Origin of the sequence: Allobranchiibius sp. GilTou38, assembly GCF_017565325.1 — a bacterium.
In the GTDB taxonomy this organism is placed as follows: Bacteria; Actinomycetota; Actinomycetes; order Actinomycetales; family Dermatophilaceae; genus Allobranchiibius; species Allobranchiibius huperziae.
In genome coordinates this window covers 774,394-791,301 of record NZ_JAGEKN010000006.1, presented here as the reverse complement: position 1 = coordinate 791,301, position 16,908 = coordinate 774,394, and the positions used below count along the sequence as shown (strand labels likewise).

Below are 16,908 nucleotides of genomic sequence, written 5' to 3'. Positions count from 1 at the left end.
GTCAGGTGAGCAGCAGCACCGACAGTCGTCGGCTGACGATGCGGGTGCCGATGACGCCGAGCACCAGCAGGTAGACCACGGAGACCATCGACCCGATGCCCACCTGCCCGGTGGTGAGCTCGCGGCAGAGCACGACCCCGCGGTAGAGCGGGGTGCACTGCACGACCCACTGCAGCCACTCAGGGAAGGCCGAGACCGGGAAGAAGGTCGCCGAGAAGAGGAAGAGCGGCAACGTGCCGAGCGCGATGAATTCGAAGTCCTGCCAGCTGCGCATCCAGGTGGTGAGCGCCATGCCGATCCCGCCGAAGCCGAACCCGATCAGCAGGGCCGCCGGCAGCGCCAGGACAGCCCACCAGCTGTGCACGAGTCCGAGGGCGAGCATCACGAGCAGGAACGCCGCGGAGTAGATGCCGCCGCGTAACAGGGCCCAGGTGATCTCGCCGCGGGCGACGTCGCTCGTCGTACGCGGTGTGGCCAGGACCTGGTCGTAGAGCTTCTGGTACTTCAACTTGAAGAACACGTTGAAGGTGGTGTCGAAGATGGCGCCGTTCATGGCCGACGCCGCGAGCATGCCCGGCGCCACGAAGTCTGCGTACGGCACCGAGCGACCGCCGACGTCGAAACCGTGCACCAGCTTTCCGACGCCGATCCCGATGGAGAGCAGGTAGAGCACCGGCTCGAGGAAGCCGGTCAGGAAGATGATCCAGCCGCGCCGGTAGACCAGGTAGTTGCGGTAGAGCAGCACGCCCGTCGCGGCGGCGCGGGACAGCTCGCGACCGCGGTCACGGGTGATCGGTGCGGACAGGATCGCCATCAGAAGATCAACCGCCGGGTGAGCGCGCGCACGCTGAGCCAGACGCCGACCGCGGCGAGCACCACGAGATAGGCCAGGTGCGCGGCCACGGGACCGGGCTCGCTCGTCCCCAGCGCGAACATCCGGGTCAGTGACACCCCCTGCCACAAGGGGCTGACACGGGCGATGGCCTCCAGCGACGCGGGGAGGTTGGACAGCGGGAAGAAGGCACCCGAGAAGAGGGTCAGCGGGATCATCAGGAGCCGGAAGATCAGAGTGAATCCCATCTCGTTGCGCAGGGCCGCCGCGTACGCGTAGATGGGCGCGGCGAACGCGAGGCCGAGCAGCAACTGCACCAGCACCACGCCGCAGGCGCCGAGCACCGAGTGGAAGACACCGAACGGCGCGAGCACCAGGGTGAAGACCACCGCGGTGAGCGCCAGCCGCAGGACGGCGAAACCGAGGTGCGCCACGACCAGGTCGACGACCCGGAGCGGTGTGGCGGCCATCGAGAAGTAGGTCTTGTGCCACTTGAGCATGGTCATCACCGGGAAGGTGACCTCGCCGATCGCCACCTGCATCGACTGCGCGGCAAGCATCCCCGGGACCACGAACTGCAGGTAGCTGTGCGCGCCCTCGAGCCGCTGGGGGTCCGCGTGCACGAAACCGCCGAGCAGCACCCCCATGGCCACCACGTAGAGCAGCGGATTGACGAAGCTGGTCACCACGCTGCCCCGCCAGGTGCGGCGGTAGAGCGTGAACCAGTAGTCCGCCAGCCGCCACGCCTGGAAGGGGCTCGGCCGGTCCGTCGTGGCGCTCATCAGTCGACCAGGCTGCGGCCGGTGAGCCGCAGGAAGACGTCTTCGAGCGTGGAACGCCGCACCAGGACGGCGGTCGGCGTGAGCCCGCGCTCGCCGACCTTGGCGAGAGTCTCCTCACCGTGCTGGGTGTAGAGGAGCAGCCGGTCGGGCAGCACCTCGACCCGGTCGGCAAGATCGCGCACCCGGTCTGCCATGTCCTCGTGCTCACCGACGCCGAAGCGCAGCTCGGCGACCTCCCGCGTGGAGTGCTCGGCGATCAACCGCAACGGCGACCCCTCGGCCACGATCTCGCCCTTGTCCATCACCACGAGCCGGTCGCACAGCTGCTCGGCCTCGTCCATGTAGTGCGTGGTCAGCACCAGGGTGACGCCCTGCTGTTTGAGGCGGAACAGCTTGTCCCACAACAAGTGCCGGGCCTGCGGGTCGAGGCCGGTGGTGGGCTCGTCGAGGAGCAGCAGCTCCGGGTCGTTGATCAGCGACCGGGCGATGGTCAGCCGACGCTTCATGCCTCCGGACAGATCGTCGACCTTCGCCTGCGCCCGCTCGGTCAGCTGCGCGAACTCCAGCAGCTCGTCGGCTCGGGAGCGGACGGCCGCGCGCGAGAGGCCGAAGTAGCGGCCGTAGACGATCAGGTTGTCGCGCACGCTGAGGTCGTTGTCGAGGGTGTCCTCCTGCGGACAGATGCCGATCCGGCCGCGGATCTGCGAGCCGTGCGTGGCAGGGTCCATCGACAGGATCCGCAGCTCACCGGAGGTGACCGGGGACACCGCGGCGATCATCCGCATCGTGGAGGACTTGCCGGCGCCGTTCGGCCCGAGGAAGCCGAAGGACTCACCGCGGTGGATCTGCACGTCGATGCCCCGCACCGCCTCGAACGATCCGAAGCTCTTGCGCAGCGAACGGGCCTGGATCATCGGGTCGTCCGCTCGCGTGGGCACCCGGCGAACCTACCTACCGCGGCCGACAGGGTGCGGGAAGACGTGCCGGGATCAGCGAGCGAGCCACTCCGCGACCTCGCCCAACTCTCCGTGGTACCAGACGAAGCCGCTGTCCTGCAGCACCTTCGGCTGCATCCGCAGACTGGTCATGATCTCCGATGCCAGCTCGCCGAGCACTGCCCGCAGCGCGAACGATGGGGCCGGCAGCACCGCGGGCCGGTGCAGGGCGCGTCCCAGCGCGTGCATGAAGTCGGCCTGCCGGGCGGGGGAGGGACTGCTCATGTTGACCGGCCCGGTGATCTCGGGATGGTCGATGAGGTGCACGATCGCGCGGACCTGGTCCTCCAACGAGATCCACGACCACCACTGGCGCCCGGAGCCGAGCGGGCCGCCGAGCCCGAGCCTGGCCAGCCGCAGCACCTGCTCCATCGACCCGCCCTTCTGGTCCAGGACCAGGCTGGTGCGCAGGAAGCACACCGGGTGGCCGGCGGCCGCCGCAGGTGCCGTGGCCGCTTCCCACACCTGCGTGACGCCGGCGAGGAAGGAGTCGCCGGGCGCACCGGACTCGTCGACCACGTCGTCGCCCCGCTCGCCGTAATAGGACATCCCGGACGCGCTGACGAGACGCACCGGAGCCTCGAGCGAGGCGAGCACGTGAGCAAGGGTCGCGGTCGAGGAGACCCGCGACTCGGTGATGGTGCGCTTGTACGCCGCCGTCCACCGATGGTCGCCGATGCCGGCGCCGGCGAGGTTGACCGCCGCGGTCACCCCACGCAGGTCGGCCGGGTCCAGCTCGGCCTTCGCCGGGTCCCACTGCACCTCGTCCGACGCGCCGGGTGCATGCCGCACCACCTTCACGACCTCGTCGCCGCGGGCGGTGAGGTGCTCGATCAGAGCAGTGCCGATCATCCCGGAGGATCCGGTGATCGCGACCCGTTGCGCCACCCGTGCGTCTGACTGCGTCATGACGGGATCAGACCTCGAACGCGCCCTCTTCCAGGCGCTCCTTGACGGTGCCGAGGAAGCGGGCGGCGTCCGCGCCGTCCACGATCCGGTGGTCGTAGGAGAGCGCCAGGTAGACCATCGAGCGGATCGCGATGGTCTCGCCGCCGTCCGCGTCGCTCAGCACGACCGCGCGCTTGACGACCGAGCCGGTGCCGAGGATCGCGACCTGCGGCTGGTTGATGATCGGGGTGTCGAAGAGTGCGCCCCGGCTGCCGGTGTTGGTCAGCGTGAAGGTGCCGCCGCCCAGCTCGTCGGGAGTCACCTTGTTGTCCCGGGTACGCGCGGCCAGGTCGCCGATCTTGCGCGCCAGACCGGCGATGTTGAGGTCTCCGGCGTTCTGGATGACCGGGACGAACAGCCCCTTCTCGGTGTCGACGGCGATCCCGAGGTTCTCGCTGGAGTGATACACGATCGAGTCGTCCTCGACGCTGGCGTTGAGCACCGGGTGGGTCTTGAGTGCCTCCACCGCGGCGAGCGCGAAGAACGGCAGGAAGCTGAGCTTGACGCCCTCCCGCTCGGCGAAGCCGGCTTTCGCGCGGTCGCGCAGCCGGGCGATCCGGGTGACGTCGACCTCGACAACCGTGGTGAGCTGCGCCGAGACCTGCAGCGACTCGACCATCCGGGTCGCGATGAGCCGGCGCATCCGGGTCATCTTCTCGGTGGTGCCGCGCTTGGCGGACACGTCGATCGACGGCGCTGCCGGGGTGCTCGCGGCCGCAGGTGCCGCGGGTGCCTCCGGTGTGGCGGGCGCCTTCGCCGCCTCGGCGGCCTCGAGCACGTCCTGCTTGCGGATGCGCCCGCCGATCCCGGTGCCCTTGACCGAGGCCAGGTCGACATCGTGCTGGGTCGCGAGTTTGCGGACCAGGGGGGTCACGTACGTCGACGAACCGCCGTCGCCCTCGGAGGACGCCGACGGCTGCGCGGCGGGCGCCGCGGCCGGCTCCGGCTTCTGGGGGGCAGGCTTGGACTCGGGGGCGGGCTCGGCCTTCTTCTCAGGCTCGGGGGCGGGCGCCTCGTCCTTCTGCTCTGCCTGCGGCTCGGACTTGGTCGTCTCGGTGTCCTTGGTGGGAGCCGGCACAGAGGACCCAGAAGACCCGGTCGACGCAGCCGGGGAAGACGCGGCGTCGCCACCGGAGGACGCGCCCCCGATGACGGCGAGCTTCGCGCCGACCTCGACGGTCTCGTCCTCCTGGACCAGGATCTTGGTCAGCGTGCCCGCGGCCGGGGAGGGGACCTCGGTGTCGACCTTGTCGGTCGAGACCTCCAGCAGCGGCTCGTCCATGGCGACCTCGTCGCCCTCGGCCTTGAGCCACCGGGTGATGGTGCCCTCGGTGACGGACTCGCCGAGCGCGGGCATGGTCACGGTCTCGCCCTCGCCCTCGCCCTCGCCCTCGCCCTCGCCGGGACCATCAGCGCCGCTCGCGTCGTTCGATGCCTGTGCCGGGGCCGCCTGGGCGGGGGCCTCGTCCTCGGTGTTCTTCTCGTCCGGCTCCGCGGCGGCCGACGGTTCGGCGGGAGCAGGCTCCTCGGACTGGGCGGGCTCCTCGGATCGGGCGGACTCCGATGATGCCGCGTCGGACCCGCTGCCGGCGGAATCGCCGCCCGCACCCTCGCCCACCACGGCCAGGTCGGCGCCGACCTCGACGGTCTCGTCCTCCTGCACCAGGATCTCCTGCAGCGTGCCGGCCACCGGCGACGGGATCTCGGTGTCGACCTTGTCGGTCGAGACCTCCAGCAGCGGCTCGTCGACCGCGACCTCCTCGCCCACCTGCTTCAGCCACCGGGTCACGGTGCCTTCGGTGACGGACTCTCCGAGTGCGGGCATGGTCACGCGTTCAGACATGGCCGACATTCTCCTTCATGTTCAGGCGGTGTGGTGGGCGGGTCTCAGGAGTGGGCGTGCAGCGGTTTCCCGGTGAGCGCGAGGTGCGCCTCGCCGAGCGCTTCGTTCTGGGTGGGGTGGGCGTGCACGAGCGGTGCGACGTCGTCGGGCAGCGCTTCCCAGCCGACGATCAACTGGGCCTCCCCGGCCTGCTCGCTCATCCGGGCGCCGATCATGTGCACGCCGACGACGGGCCCGTCGGTGCGGCGTACGAGCTTGACGAATCCCTGGGTCTGCAGGATCTGGCTCTTGCCGTTGCCGCCCAGGTTGTACTCGTACGTCGACACGTCGTCGCCATACTCCTCGCGGGCGCGCGCCTCGGTCATCCCGACCGCCGTGATCTCCGGCTCGCAGTAGGTCACCCGGGGGATGGTCTGCTCGTCGACGGGGGCCGGCGCGAGTGCGGCGATGTCCTCGGCCACGAAGATGCCCTGGGCGAAGCCGCGGTGCGCGAGCTGCAGCCCGGGCACGATGTCGCCGACCGCGTAGACGCCGGCGACGCCGGTGCGGCACCGCTCGTCGGTGGGCACGAAGCCGCGCTCGAGGGTGACGCCGGCCTCCTCGTATCCCAGATCCGCGGTCACCGGGCCGCGGCCGACGGCGACCAGCAGCAGGTCGGCCTCGATGGTGTCGCCGGACTCCAGGGTGATCGTCACGGCGTCCGCACCGTCGGTCGCCGACGCGAAGCGGGCGCCGGTGCGCACGGTGATCTTGCGCTTCTTGAACGCGCGCTCCAGCGCCTTGGAGACGGCCTCGTCCTCACTCGCCACCAGACGGGGCAGCGCCTCGACGACGGTCACCTCGGCGCCGAACGACTTGTAGACGGAAGCGAACTCGACACCGATGACGCCGCCGCCGAGCACGACGACGCGGTCGGGGACGTGATCGAGGGTGAGGGCCTGGGCGCTGGTCGCGATCCGGCCGCCGACCTCGAGCCCGGGCAGCAGCCGCGGTGTCGAACCGGTCGCGAGCACCACGTGCCGGCCGGTGAGGACCCGATCCCCGACGGTGACCGTGGTGGGGGAGCTCAGCCGACCGGTGCCCTCGACGTACTCCACCTTGTGCGCGGAGATCAGGCCCTGCAGACCCTTGTAGAGCCGGGAGATGACCCCGTCCTTGTAGGAGTGCACCCCCGGCATGTCGATGCCGTCGAGCGAGGCCTTCACCCCGAACTTCGCGCTCTCGCGTGCGGCGTCCGCGACCTCGGCCGCGTGCAGCAGTGCCTTGGTGGGGATGCATCCCTGGTGCAGGCAGGTGCCGCCGAGCTTGCCCTGCTCCACCAGTGCGACGCTCAGACCGAGCTCGGTGGCGCGCAGCGCGCAGGCGTAGCCGCCGCTGCCACCGCCCAGCACGACGATGTCGAAGGTGTCGGTCTGGTCGGTCCCGGGGTCCGCGGACGTCATACGGGTCAACGCTCCTTTGCGTCAGTGATGTCAGGTCGGCAGCTTGTCAGCCGCTCGGTGGTGCGGTCAGGCCCGGCCCTCGGCCAGCGTGACGAGGGTCCGCACGGCGTACCCGGTGCCGCCGAACGGCGTGTAACCGTAGGGCTTCTCGTTGTACGCCGGTCCGGCGATGTCCATGTGCGCCCACGGCAGTTGCGACCCGTCGGCACCGTTGCCGACGAACTCGCGCAGGAAGAGCGCGGCACTGATGAGACCGCCTGGGCGCGCACCGGTGTGCTTGACGTCGGCGATCTTGGAGTCGAGGCCGGCGCGCAGGTGCTCCAGCAGCGGCATCGGCCACGCGGCCTCGCCCGCCCGTCCCGCGGCGTCGACGATCTCCTCGCGCACGGTGTCCTCGTTGCTGACCACGGCAGCGGTCTGGTCGCCCAGGGCCACGACGGCCGCGCCGGTGAGGGTCGCGACGTCGATGGTCAGATCGGGGGTGAGCCGCGAGGCGAGGCTCAGGCCGTCGGCCATCACGAGGCGGCCCTCGGCGTCGGTGTTGATGATCTCCACGGTCTTTCCGTTGGGCATCCGCACGACGTCGCCGGGTCGCTGCGCGTCGGCGCCGGTGAGGTTCTCGGCCAGGCAGAGGTAACCGGTCACGGCCACGGGCAGGCCGAGCGCGGCGACGGCCTCGATGGTCGCGGCGACGGCAGCGGCACCGCCCATGTCGCTCTTCATGGTGAGCATGCCGTCGGCTGGCTTGATGCAGAGGCCGCCTGAATCGAAGGTGATGCCCTTGCCGACCAGTGCCAGGTGGGCTGCGGCCTTGCGGGGCTTGTAGGTGAGGGTGACCAGGCGCGGCGGGCGGGCCGAGCCGCGACCGACGCCGATCAGACCGCCGCACTCGTCCTTGACGAGCTGCGCCTCCTCGGCGACCTCGACCTTCACCTTGGTGCCCGAGAACCGCTCGCGCACCGCCTGGGCGAACGACTCGGGGTAGAGGTCGAGCGGGGGCATGTTGACCAGGTCGCGCGCCCAGTTCTGCGCGGCGGCCACCGTCTGGGCGCGGGCGACCAGGGCCTTCGCGTCCTTGCCGGTCGGGCTGCTCGCGTGCACCCGCAGGGTGGCGACCGGAGCCTTGACGTCGCCGGTCTTGTAGGCGGTGTACGCGTACGCACCGAAGAGACCGCCCTCGACCGATGCGGTCAGCAGGGCGGGATCCTCAGCCGGGAGTGCCAGATAGGCGGAGGGAGTGCCCCTGAGCTTCGTGACGGCGGCGCCCGCGGCGCGGCGTACGGTCTCGGCGTCCGTCGCGGTGGGCTCACCCGACAGCCCGGACCCGGTCGCCACCACCAGGTCGCCCGCACCGGGCACACCGGTGAACTTCAGCACCTCGTCGGCCGCGCCGGTCGCCTGGACCGCGGTCAGCAGCGTGTCCAGGTGCGCCCAGCCGGCGTCGGTCAGGGCGGGGGTGCGTACGGCGACCGCCCCCTTCGCGCCCTTGCGGGTCAGCACGACCGTCACGTCGGCTCCATCGGGAGCGGTCTTGGCGGTCAGGGAAACGGTGGTCGTCACGTGTGTCGTCCTCGTTCTCGTCGTCATCGGTGGTGCTTGTGTTGTTTTGGGCGGTGAATGCCTCTCGCGACTGTACGCGCGGCTCACAGCTACCGTGACGCCCATGACCTCGCTGCCCCCCGACGCCACCGCCCTGCCCGCCGCCGACGTGCCCGTCCGCACCTCGCCGCTCGACGAACGCCACCGCGCGCTCGGCGCGAAGATGGCCGACTTCGGCGGTTGGCAGATGCCGATCGAGTACGCCGGCGGCGGAGTGCTGCGCGAGCACACCGCCGTCCGCGAGCGTGTCGGCATCTTCGACGTCAGTCACCTCGGCAAGGCCTCGGTCCGCGGGCCGGGCGCCGCCGACTTCGTCAACCGGTGCTTCACCAACGATCTGCGCAAGATCGCGCCGCCGAAGGCGCAGTACACGATGTGCTGCGACGAGGCGACCGGTGGCGTGGTCGACGACCTCATCCAGTACTTCACGAGCGAGGACGAGGTCTTCCTCGTCCCCAACGCCGCGAATACCGCCGAGGTCGTCCGACGCCTGCAGGCTGCCGCCCCGGAGGGCATCGAGGTGCGCGACCAGCACGAGGACTACGGCATCGTGGCGGTGCAGGGTCCGCGCAGCGTCGAGGTGCTGCAGCGGCTCGGGCTGCCCACCGACCTGGGCTATATGTCCTTCACCAGCGCCGCCACGAGTTGGCAGGGCCGCGACATCATCGTCCTGCGCTCCGGGTACACCGGCGAGAAGGGTTTCGAGCTGGTGCCGCGCTGGGATGACACCCCGGCCCTGTGGGACGCGCTGATGGACGCGATCCGCGACCTGGACGGACTGCCCTGCGGCCTCGGGGCGCGCGACACGCTGCGCACCGAGATGGGCTACCCGCTGCACGGCAGCGATCTGTCGATGCGGATCACCCCCAACATGGCGCGCGCGGGCTGGGCCGTCGGGTGGAACAAGGAGCAGTTCTGGGGCAAGGACGTGCTCGCGAAGCAGCGGGCCGAGAAGTCGTGCCGGCTCGCCTGGGGCCTACTGGCCACCGGTCGCGGCATCCCCCGTGCGCACTGTGCCGTGACGCGCGAGGACGGCACGGTCGTCGGCGAGGTCACGTCCGGGACGATGTCGCCCACGCTCAAGCAGGGGATCGCCCTGGCACTGCTCGACCGCGGCATCACCGCGGGCGACGAGCTCGTTGTCGACGTACGCGGTCGCGCGCTGCCCGTGACGGTCGTCAAGCCGCCGTTCGTGCACGTGCAGCCGAGCTGAGCCGACGCGCGCTGACGGCGTTCGAACGCCGTCAACCGTGCCGAACGCCGTCAGCGTGCAGGATTGGTGCCGTCAGTCGATGCGGACCGAGTCCGACAGGTCCAGAGCGCGGCCGGCCACGATGAGGTGGGTGCGCTTGCTGATGACCGAGACCGTTGCGTTGACCTCTTCGAGCACGTCGCGCAGTCGCCGGTTGCGGTCGTCCTCGGGGATGGCGGTCAGACCGACCTCGCGGCTGAGCGCGACCGAGTCGTACGGCGCGTGCATCCACAGCGCCCCGAACTCGGCAATGGCCTCGCGCACCGTGGCGAGGCGCGCCTCGTCGCCCGACCAGGCGTCGTAGTGGTCGAGCAGCCCGCTCACCCAGGTCTCGAGGGAGTCGATGAGCACCGGCGTGCGGCCGCGCAGGATGGTGCGGGTCAGGTCGTCGGCCCGCACGGTGGTCCACTCGTCGGGGTACTGGTCGGTCATCGGCTCGCCGGGGAAGACCACCGTGACCGGGGAACCGGCCGGAAGCAACGCCGCGGCGTACCTGCGTGCCGATCGTGCGGTGCCGCCGAGGATCAACGTCGTGCTCATTCCGACAGGTTAGGGGCTCGCGACGCGCCCGGCAGCGGGTTGCGAGTAGCGCCCCCCGATCCCCACGTGGTTGGGTGACGCGGGCCCACCACGGCACCAGCCGATGTCCCGCCCGCCCCGAGACCGCAGAGGTGCACCCAGCGTGACCGAACACCCCGTCCCACTCGTGCTCGCCCCTTCGCAGCCGGATATCTCCGGACCGGTGTTCGAGGCCCATGAGGGCGGCAAGCTGGAGTCGGTCCCGACCAAGCCGCTGCGCGACCGCGCGGACCTGGCGCTGCTCTACACGCCCGGCGTGGCCGACGTATGTCGCGCGATCGCGGTCGACCCGTCGCTGTCGTTCCGCTTCACGACCCGTCGCAACACGGTCGCGGTCGTCACCGACGGCACGGCCGTGCTCGGCCTGGGTGACATCGGCCCGGTCGCCGCGTTGCCGGTCATGGAGGGCAAGGCGGTCCTCTTCAAGCACTTCGCCGGTGTCGACTCGGTGCCGGTGTGCCTGGAGACCGGCACGGTGGAGGAGATCGTCGAGGCGGTCGCGCGTCTCGCGCCGACGTACGGCGGCATCAACCTGGAGGACATCTCCGCGCCGCGCTGCTTCGCCATCGAGGAGCAGTTGAAGGCCCGCCTGGACATCCCGGTCTTCCACGACGACCAGCACGGCACCGCGATCGTGTCGCTCGCCGCCCTGATCAACGCCGCCACGGTGGTCGGACGCGAGCTGGAGACGCTGCGGGTGGTCGTCTCCGGCGCCGGTGCCGCCGGCGTCGCGATCGCCAACATCCTGATCCGCCGGGGTGTCCGTGACGTCGTCGTGTGCGACTCGCGCGGCGTGGTGCACTCCGGCCGCACGGACCTGGCGGAGCACAAGGTGCGGGTGGCTGCCACCACCAACCCGCGCGGGGTGACGGGGGTGCTCGCTGACGCCATGGTCGGTGCGGATGTCTTCATCGGCGTCTCCGGGGGCAGTGTGCCCGAGGCGATCGTCGCCACGATGTCCTCGGACGCGATCGTCTTCGCACTGGCCAACCCTGACCCTGAGGTGCACCCTGAGGTCGCCGCCCGACACACACGCGTCGTGGCCACCGGGCGTTCGGACTACCCGAACCAGATCAACAACGTGCTGGCGTTCCCCGGTCTCTTCCGCGGCGCGCTCGACTCCGGCGCCAGCGGCATCACCGAGGCCATGAAGCTGGCCGCCGCTCAGGCGATCGCCGACCTCGTCGAGATGCCGGTGGCCGATCTCGTCGTGCCCAGCGTGTTCGACGAGCGTGTGGCGCCGGCGGTTGCCGCAGCGGTGGCCGCGCACGCCTGACACCGGCACCCGGCCGGCGAGCGCAGGAACGTGACCGCGGCGCCGACTTCCGACCGGACGCCCGCGCGGCGCGCGCGGGAAAGTGACCGCGGCGCCGCTCTCCGACCGGCGTACGACGGATGTCACCGGCCGCGCATAGGCTCGCCCGCATGAGCGATGCCTGGACCTGGACCTACGCCGACCGCGACGGCGGGGAGCTCCGCGGCACCGCGATGGTGACCTCGGCGTTCCCGACGCAGAGCGACGCCGAGTCCTGGCTCGGGCAGAGTTGGCGCGAGCTGGCCGATGCCGGCGTCGCCTCGGTGACGCTCCTGGAGAACGGCGAGGTCGTCTACGGGCCGATGAGCCTGTCCGACGAGCTGTAGGCCGCTCGCCGCAGGTCAGCGGGTCTTGCTGGTACCGCTCGCTCGACCGGGCGGGGGGATGTCGTCCAGCGGGATGCCGCGGGGCACCTGGGGCTTGGGCATCCGGGTGAAGCGCATCTGGAAGGCGCGCATCCCGGCGTACCGCAAGGAGCCCTTCGGTGGCGCTTCTCCGGTGGCCTCCACGATGCGCTTCTTGAGGCGACGCCACATGAACGCCACGTCGATGACGCTGATCACGGCGATGGCCCACACGATCAGCAGGCCGTTGGTCTTCAGCAGGTTGCTCGGCAGCACCGCCGAACCGATCAAGAGGATCAGCATCAGCGGTAGCACGACCTCGCCGAGCCGCAAGCGGGCATCGACGTGGTGGCGGATGAAGCGCTTCACCGGCCCGCGGTCGCGCGGCATCAGCGCACTCTCGTCGCCGCGCGCCATGGCCTCGCGCTGGGCGATGCGCGACTTGCGCTGCTCTTCGCGGGACGCGGTCTTGGCGACCTTGCGGTCCTGCGGCACCAGCGGCTGGCGGCGAGCCGCCTGCTGCTCGCGACGCTTCGGCGTCGGCCGACCCTTCTTGCCGTCCTTGGTGAGCACCACCCCCTCGCCGGGATCCGGGGTGCTCGTGGTGACGGGTTCGGACTTGCTGCGGCCTAACACGCTGATGATTCTACGGGGGTCGGGACTACGGTGGCCGCCGTGACCGATACCGACGCCGCAGCCCCTCACAACGGGCCCGAGAACACCGCACGACTGACCGCCAGGATCGCGGACCTGATGCCCGGCGTACGCGCCGACCTGGAGGCCCTGACGGCGATCCCCAGCGTCTCCCTGGACTCCTTCGACCAGACGCAGGTCGATCGCAGCGCCGAGGCGGTCGCCGAGCTGCTCCGCGCGGAGGGTCTGGACGTCGAGATCGTCCGCGAGGGCGGCCGCCCCGCGGTCATCGGTCACCTTCCGGCCCCCGACGGCGCGCCGACCGTGCTGCTCTACGCCCACCACGACGTGCAGCCTCCCGGCGACGAGAAGGACTGGGACAGCCCGCCGTTCGAGCCGGTCGAGCGCGGCGGACGGCTCTACGGCCGCGGCGCCGCCGACGACAAGGCCGGCGTGATGGCGCACATCGCGGCGATCCGGGCACATGACGGGCGCCCGCCCGTGGGCGTCACGGTGTTCGTCGAAGGGGAGGAGGAGGTCGGATCCGACTCGCTCGCGACCATCCTGGAACGACACGGCGACCGACTGCGCGCGGACGCGATCGTGCTGGCCGACTCCACCAACTGGGACATCGGCACGCCGGCGCTCACCACGACCCTGCGCGGGATGATCCGCGTGGTCGTCTCCGTGCGCACCCTCGACCACAGCGTGCACTCGGGCATGTACGGCGGCCCGGTCCCGGACGCGATCACCGCCCTGGTGCGGCTGCTCGCCTCCCTGCACGACGACAAGGGCACCGTGGCGGTGAAGGGACTGCGTGGCGGCAATGCCTCTGACCTCGGGTACGACGAGGCCCGCCTGCGCCTGGAGTCCGGCCTGCTCGACGGCGTCCAGGTCATCGGCTCCGGCGACCTGCTGTCGGACCTGTGGACCCGTCCGGCCATCACCACGATCGGCATCGACGCGCCGTCGGTCGACACGGCCTCCAACACGCTTGCCGCGTCCGCCCGCGCCAAGGTCTCCATGCGCATCGCGCCGGACGAGGACCCGCGGGAGGCCTACCGGCTGCTGCAGGAGCACCTGCGCGAGCACACGCCCTGGGGCGCACAGCTCGAGGTGACCCTGGACGACGAGGGCGCCGGGTTCTCGGCCGACGCGAGCGGTCCTGTGCAGGACCAGGCGCGGGCGGCGTTCCGCGATGCCTGGGACGGCACCGAGCCGGTCGACATCGGGGTGGGCGGGTCGATCCCGTTCGTGGCGGCGTTCGCCGAGCGCTTCCCCGATGCGGCCATCCTGGTGACCGGCGTCGAGGACCCTGACACCCGTGCGCACGGCGCGAACGAGAGCCTGCACCTCGGCGAGTTCGAGCGTGTCTGCCGTGCGGAGGCGTTCCTGCTGGACCGGCTGGGCAGGATGGGCTCATGACCGCCTACGTCGAGCCCAGCTTCGAACGCGACACCAACTACATCGATGACCGGATCACGAAGGACTCACCGACCTGGCCGGTCGAGCCGGGGCGCTACCGGCTCGTGGTGAGCCGCGCGTGCCCGTGGGCCAGTCGGCTCACGACCGTACGCCGGCTGCTCGGCCTCGAGGACGCCATCTCCCTGGGGGTGTGCGGGCCGACCCATGACGCAGACAGCTGGACCTTCGACCTGGATCCGGGCGGCCTCGATCCCGTGCTGAAGATGCCGCGCCTGAAGGACGCGTTCGAGAACCGCCAGCCCGGTTACCCGCGCGGGATCACGGTGCCCGCGCTGGTCGACGTACCGACCCGGTCGGTGGTCACCAACGACTTCCCCCAGATGGACATCGACCTCATCGAGCAGTGGGGCGCCTTCCACCGCGACGGTGCGCCCGACCTCTACCCGCAGGCCCTGCGGGAGGACATGGACCCGGTAATGAAGCGCATCTACACCGAGGTCAACAACGGGGTGTACCGCTGCGGTTTCGCCGGTGAGCAGACGGCGTACGACGCGGCGTACGACCGGCTCTTCACCGCCCTGGACTGGCTGGAGGAGCGGTTGACCGACCGTCGCTACCTCGTCGGCGATCACATCACGCTGGCCGACGTGCGTCTCTTCACCACTCTGGTGCGCTTCGATCCGGTCTACCACGGGCACTTCAAGTGCAACCGCGCCAAGCTGATCGAGTTCCCGGCGCTGTGGGCCTACGCGCGGGACCTGTTCCAGACGCCCGGTTTCGGCGACACCGTCGACTTCGAGCAGATCAAGCGGCACTACTACGTCGTGCACTCGGACATCAACCCCACCGGCATCGTCCCGAAGGGTCCGGACCTGTCCGGCTGGATGACCCCGCATGGGCGGGAGTCGCTCGGCGGCAGCGCCTTCGGCGACGGCACCGCCCCTGGTGCGATCGCCGAGGGTGAGCGGGTGGACCCCGCTGACAACCCGGCTGTCGGCCCGGACGGTTTGCTGCACCGCTCGAACTGACCCGCCTACAGCGGCCAGGTCGCGAGGACGCGACCTTGCCGGGTCGGGACCTCAGATGCTGATCGCCGCGATGCCCACGAGGACGATCGCCGCGCCGGCGAGGCGGCGCGCGAGATGGCCCTCGTGGAAGAGCCGCCACGCGAGGAGCGAACCGATCACGATCGAGGATTCACGCAGCGGTGCGACGAGTGCGACCGGCGCGGTCTGCATCGCGGTCAGGACGAGGATGTAGGCAACAGGCGAGAAGACGGCCACGGTGAGGACCGGGGCTACGTTCCGCCGGACGGCGGCGCAGATGTCGCCGCCTCGCCGCAGGGCGCTCGGGGTCAGGATCAGGCTCTGCAGCAGCAGCGTGCCGGAGTAGTAGCTCACGGGAGCCAGGTGCAGCAATGTGATCGAGAAGCTGTCCCAGAGGGTGTAGCCGGCGATCGTCGCACCCGTGGCGGCGCCCCAGCGCACGCCGCGGGCGGGACGATGTCGCCCACTGCCGAACGGGTTGCCCGCGACCACGACGATGCCGCCCACGACACCGAGCGCACCGAGCATCGCGACCGGACCCGGCCGTTCGCCGAGGAGTAGGACCGCGAAAAGCATGGTCAGCACCGGCCCGGTGCCGCGCGCGATCGGGTAGACGACGCCCAGTTCGGCGCGGTCGTAGCCGGCCTGGAGTGTCAGGGAGTACGCGAGGTGCAACGCGGCTGAGACGACCGAGCCGGCCGCGAGCCGCCAGTCGAGGGGCTGTGCGCCGGTGCACACCAGGACGACGCCGATGGGCACGAACAGCACCGCGGACGCGCACGTGTAGGCCCAGACGAAGAGGACGGTGTCGCCGCGCTTGTACTTCGACGCCAGATTCCAGATCGCGTGCGCCACGGCCGCGATGAGGACGATTCCGACGGTGCCGGGGTGCATCAGGAGATGTCGGGGAGGTCGATGCCCGCGCGCTCGGCGCGACCGACCCGATCCGGGTCGCGCAAGGCGAGAGCGGCACAGAGCGCGTCGAGGACCACCAGCTGAGCGAGTCGGCTGCCCGCAGCCGCCATCTGGGTCGGCAGGGGCACGCCGCCGACGACGAGGGCGATGTCCGCGAGATCCGAGAGCGGCGTCTTGTACAGATTGGTGACCGCGATCAGCGTCGCGCCGGCGGAGGAGGCCGCGTCGGCCACGGCGAGCGTCGACGCGGTGCGTCCGGTCGAACTGACGGCGATCACGACGTCGTGGACGTCGAGCAGACGCATCGCGATCATCGCCGACTCGTGGTCCGGGATGCCGGCGGTCCGCACGCCGAGGGCCCGCAGGCGGAAGACGGCATCCGCGGCGACCGTCGCGGACGGTCCCGCACCGAAGGCGATCACCTGCTCCGCCCGTCGTACGGCGGCGACGGCCTCGTCCAGAGCTGCGAGGCTCACCGCACCGCTCAGCGCGGTGAGAGCATCTGCGCCCGCGCGCACGGACGTCTCGAGCACGGCAGCGGTCGAGGCGCCGTCGGTGAGCGCCGCGGGAGGCGCGAAGAACTCCGTGGTCCCACGGGCGCGGGCGATCTGGAGCTTCAGCCCGGTGAAACCGTCGAAGCCGATGGCCCGGGAAGCACGGACGACGCTCGGCGCGGACACGCCGGCTCGGGCGGCCACCTGCGCTGTGGTGCTCGTGCCTACGAACAGCGGGTCCGACAGCAGGAGGGTCACGACCTTCGCCTCGCTCGCAGCGAGATCACCGCTGCGCGCACGGACACTCCCCAGCCACTTCGCCAGGGCGTCGCCGCGAGGAGTAACTCCGTTACTGTCGACTCCATCCACGCGTAACAGCGTAACCGGTGAGGACCTGCCGCGCTCGTTCTGGATCTGGGCGTCGATCGCATCGCCGCCCCACAGCCGGGTGGGGCATCCTCCCG

The 16,908-nt window shown here is 70.8% G+C and carries 16 protein-coding genes; 5 read left to right on the top strand and 11 right to left on the bottom strand.

From position 1 onward, the window contains the following. Window position 1 precedes the first annotated feature (1 nt). From JOB34_RS08840 to JOB34_RS08810, 7 genes are all read right to left on the bottom strand, one after another. Window positions 2-814 carry an ABC transporter permease gene (locus tag JOB34_RS08840; RefSeq protein WP_208052309.1) on the bottom strand — a complete coding sequence of 271 codons (813 nt, stop codon included), beginning with the start codon at window positions 812-814 and terminating at the stop codon, window positions 2-4. After that, window positions 814-1,614, bottom strand: a complete 801-nt coding sequence (locus JOB34_RS08835; RefSeq protein ID WP_208052308.1) for an ABC transporter permease — start codon at window positions 1,612-1,614, stop codon at window positions 814-816. Before JOB34_RS08835 ends, JOB34_RS08840 begins: the two co-directional genes overlap by 1 nt. Further along, window positions 1,614-2,528 (bottom strand): ABC transporter ATP-binding protein, encoded by a 915-nt coding sequence (locus JOB34_RS08830; RefSeq protein WP_208052441.1) that lies wholly within the window; start codon window positions 2,526-2,528, stop codon window positions 1,614-1,616. The genes JOB34_RS08835 and JOB34_RS08830 overlap by 1 nt, the downstream gene beginning before the upstream one ends. Window positions 2,529-2,603: 75 nt before the next feature. Then, a complete protein-coding gene (locus JOB34_RS08825; protein WP_208052307.1) occupies window positions 2,604-3,518 on the bottom strand; it encodes a TIGR01777 family oxidoreductase in 915 nt (304 codons plus the stop codon). Between the two features lie 7 nt (window positions 3,519-3,525). Further along, entirely contained in the window at window positions 3,526-5,400 is a 1,875-nt protein-coding gene (sucB, locus tag JOB34_RS08820) for a 2-oxoglutarate dehydrogenase, E2 component, dihydrolipoamide succinyltransferase (protein ID WP_208052306.1), read from the bottom strand. Window positions 5,401-5,444: 44 nt separating this feature from the next. Further along, on the bottom strand, window positions 5,445-6,842 hold the full coding sequence (gene lpdA / locus JOB34_RS08815) for a dihydrolipoyl dehydrogenase (protein ID WP_208052305.1): 1,398 nt from the start codon (window positions 6,840-6,842) through the stop codon (window positions 5,445-5,447). A 66-nt stretch (window positions 6,843-6,908) separates the two neighbouring features. After that, complete coding sequence (locus JOB34_RS08810; protein WP_347813799.1) at window positions 6,909-8,402, bottom strand: leucyl aminopeptidase; 1,494 nt, start codon at window positions 8,400-8,402, stop codon at window positions 6,909-6,911. Window positions 8,403-8,505: 103 nt separating this feature from the next. Here JOB34_RS08810 and gcvT point away from each other — a divergent pair, with 103 nt between their 5' ends. Continuing rightward, complete coding sequence (gene gcvT / locus JOB34_RS08805) at window positions 8,506-9,654, top strand: glycine cleavage system aminomethyltransferase GcvT (RefSeq protein ID WP_208052303.1); 1,149 nt, start codon at window positions 8,506-8,508, stop codon at window positions 9,652-9,654. Between the two features lie 72 nt (window positions 9,655-9,726). On the opposite strand, the gene JOB34_RS08800 is transcribed toward gcvT, so the two are convergent. Beyond that, a complete protein-coding gene (locus tag JOB34_RS08800; RefSeq protein WP_208052302.1) occupies window positions 9,727-10,233 on the bottom strand; it encodes a bifunctional adenosylcobinamide kinase/adenosylcobinamide-phosphate guanylyltransferase in 507 nt (168 codons plus the stop codon). A gap of 142 nt (window positions 10,234-10,375) precedes the next feature. On the opposite strand from JOB34_RS08800, the gene JOB34_RS08795 reads away from it, so the two are divergent. Further along, window positions 10,376-11,548, top strand: coding sequence for an NADP-dependent malic enzyme (locus JOB34_RS08795; RefSeq protein ID WP_347813798.1), 1,173 nt, complete (start codon window positions 10,376-10,378; stop codon window positions 11,546-11,548). 149 nt (window positions 11,549-11,697) lie between these two features. Beyond that, a complete protein-coding gene (locus JOB34_RS08790) occupies window positions 11,698-11,913 on the top strand; it encodes a hypothetical protein (RefSeq protein WP_179481440.1) in 216 nt (71 codons plus the stop codon). A 15-nt stretch (window positions 11,914-11,928) separates the two neighbouring features. On the opposite strand, the gene JOB34_RS17850 is transcribed toward JOB34_RS08790, so the two are convergent. Beyond that, the gene (locus JOB34_RS17850) at window positions 11,929-12,567 is read right to left on the bottom strand and encodes a DUF3043 domain-containing protein (protein ID WP_347813797.1); all 639 of its coding nucleotides are present in this window, start codon (window positions 12,565-12,567) and stop codon (window positions 11,929-11,931) included. A 39-nt stretch (window positions 12,568-12,606) separates the two neighbouring features. On the opposite strand from JOB34_RS17850, the gene JOB34_RS08780 reads away from it, so the two are divergent. Together JOB34_RS08780 and JOB34_RS08775 are read left to right on the top strand one after the other, a co-directional pair. Next, window positions 12,607-13,989 (top strand): dipeptidase, encoded by a 1,383-nt coding sequence (locus JOB34_RS08780; protein WP_347813796.1) that lies wholly within the window; start codon window positions 12,607-12,609, stop codon window positions 13,987-13,989. After that, window positions 13,986-15,017 (top strand): glutathione S-transferase C-terminal domain-containing protein, encoded by a 1,032-nt coding sequence (locus JOB34_RS08775; protein ID WP_208052300.1) that lies wholly within the window; start codon window positions 13,986-13,988, stop codon window positions 15,015-15,017. The genes JOB34_RS08780 and JOB34_RS08775 overlap by 4 nt, the downstream gene beginning before the upstream one ends. Window positions 15,018-15,068: 51 nt before the next feature. Here JOB34_RS08775 and JOB34_RS08770 read toward each other — a convergent pair whose 3' ends face one another. Both JOB34_RS08770 and JOB34_RS08765 read right to left on the bottom strand, forming a co-directional pair. After that, window positions 15,069-15,929: a DMT family transporter gene (locus JOB34_RS08770; RefSeq protein WP_208052299.1), complete on the bottom strand. Its 861-nt coding sequence runs from the start codon at window positions 15,927-15,929 to the stop codon at window positions 15,069-15,071. Continuing rightward, window positions 15,929-16,813 carry a MurR/RpiR family transcriptional regulator gene (locus JOB34_RS08765; protein ID WP_208052298.1) on the bottom strand — a complete coding sequence of 295 codons (885 nt, stop codon included), beginning with the start codon at window positions 16,811-16,813 and terminating at the stop codon, window positions 15,929-15,931. Before JOB34_RS08765 ends, JOB34_RS08770 begins: the two co-directional genes overlap by 1 nt. Window positions 16,814-16,908 lie beyond the last annotated feature (95 nt).

Excerpts from the sequence above, each read along its gene's own strand:
- JOB34_RS08840 (WP_208052309.1), bottom strand. The coding sequence starts at position 814 with ATGGCGATCCTGTCCGCACCGATCACCCGTGACCGCGGTCGCGAGCTG.
- JOB34_RS08835 (WP_208052308.1), bottom strand. The coding sequence starts at position 1,614 with ATGAGCGCCACGACGGACCGGCCGAGCCCCTTCCAGGCGTGGCGGCTG.
- JOB34_RS08830 (WP_208052441.1), bottom strand. The coding sequence starts at position 2,528 with ATGATCCAGGCCCGTTCGCTGCGCAAGAGCTTCGGATCGTTCGAGGCG.
- JOB34_RS08825 (WP_208052307.1), bottom strand. The coding sequence starts at position 3,518 with ATGACGCAGTCAGACGCACGGGTGGCGCAACGGGTCGCGATCACCGGA.
- sucB (WP_208052306.1), bottom strand. The coding sequence starts at position 5,400 with ATGTCTGAACGCGTGACCATGCCCGCACTCGGAGAGTCCGTCACCGAA.
- lpdA (WP_208052305.1), bottom strand. The coding sequence starts at position 6,842 with ATGACGTCCGCGGACCCCGGGACCGACCAGACCGACACCTTCGACATC.
- gcvT (WP_208052303.1), top strand. The coding sequence starts at position 8,506 with ATGACCTCGCTGCCCCCCGACGCCACCGCCCTGCCCGCCGCCGACGTG.
- JOB34_RS08800 (WP_208052302.1), bottom strand. The coding sequence starts at position 10,233 with ATGAGCACGACGTTGATCCTCGGCGGCACCGCACGATCGGCACGCAGG.
- JOB34_RS08790 (WP_179481440.1), top strand. The coding sequence starts at position 11,698 with ATGAGCGATGCCTGGACCTGGACCTACGCCGACCGCGACGGCGGGGAG.
- JOB34_RS08775 (WP_208052300.1), top strand. The coding sequence starts at position 13,986 with ATGACCGCCTACGTCGAGCCCAGCTTCGAACGCGACACCAACTACATC.
- JOB34_RS08770 (WP_208052299.1), bottom strand. The coding sequence starts at position 15,929 with ATGCACCCCGGCACCGTCGGAATCGTCCTCATCGCGGCCGTGGCGCAC.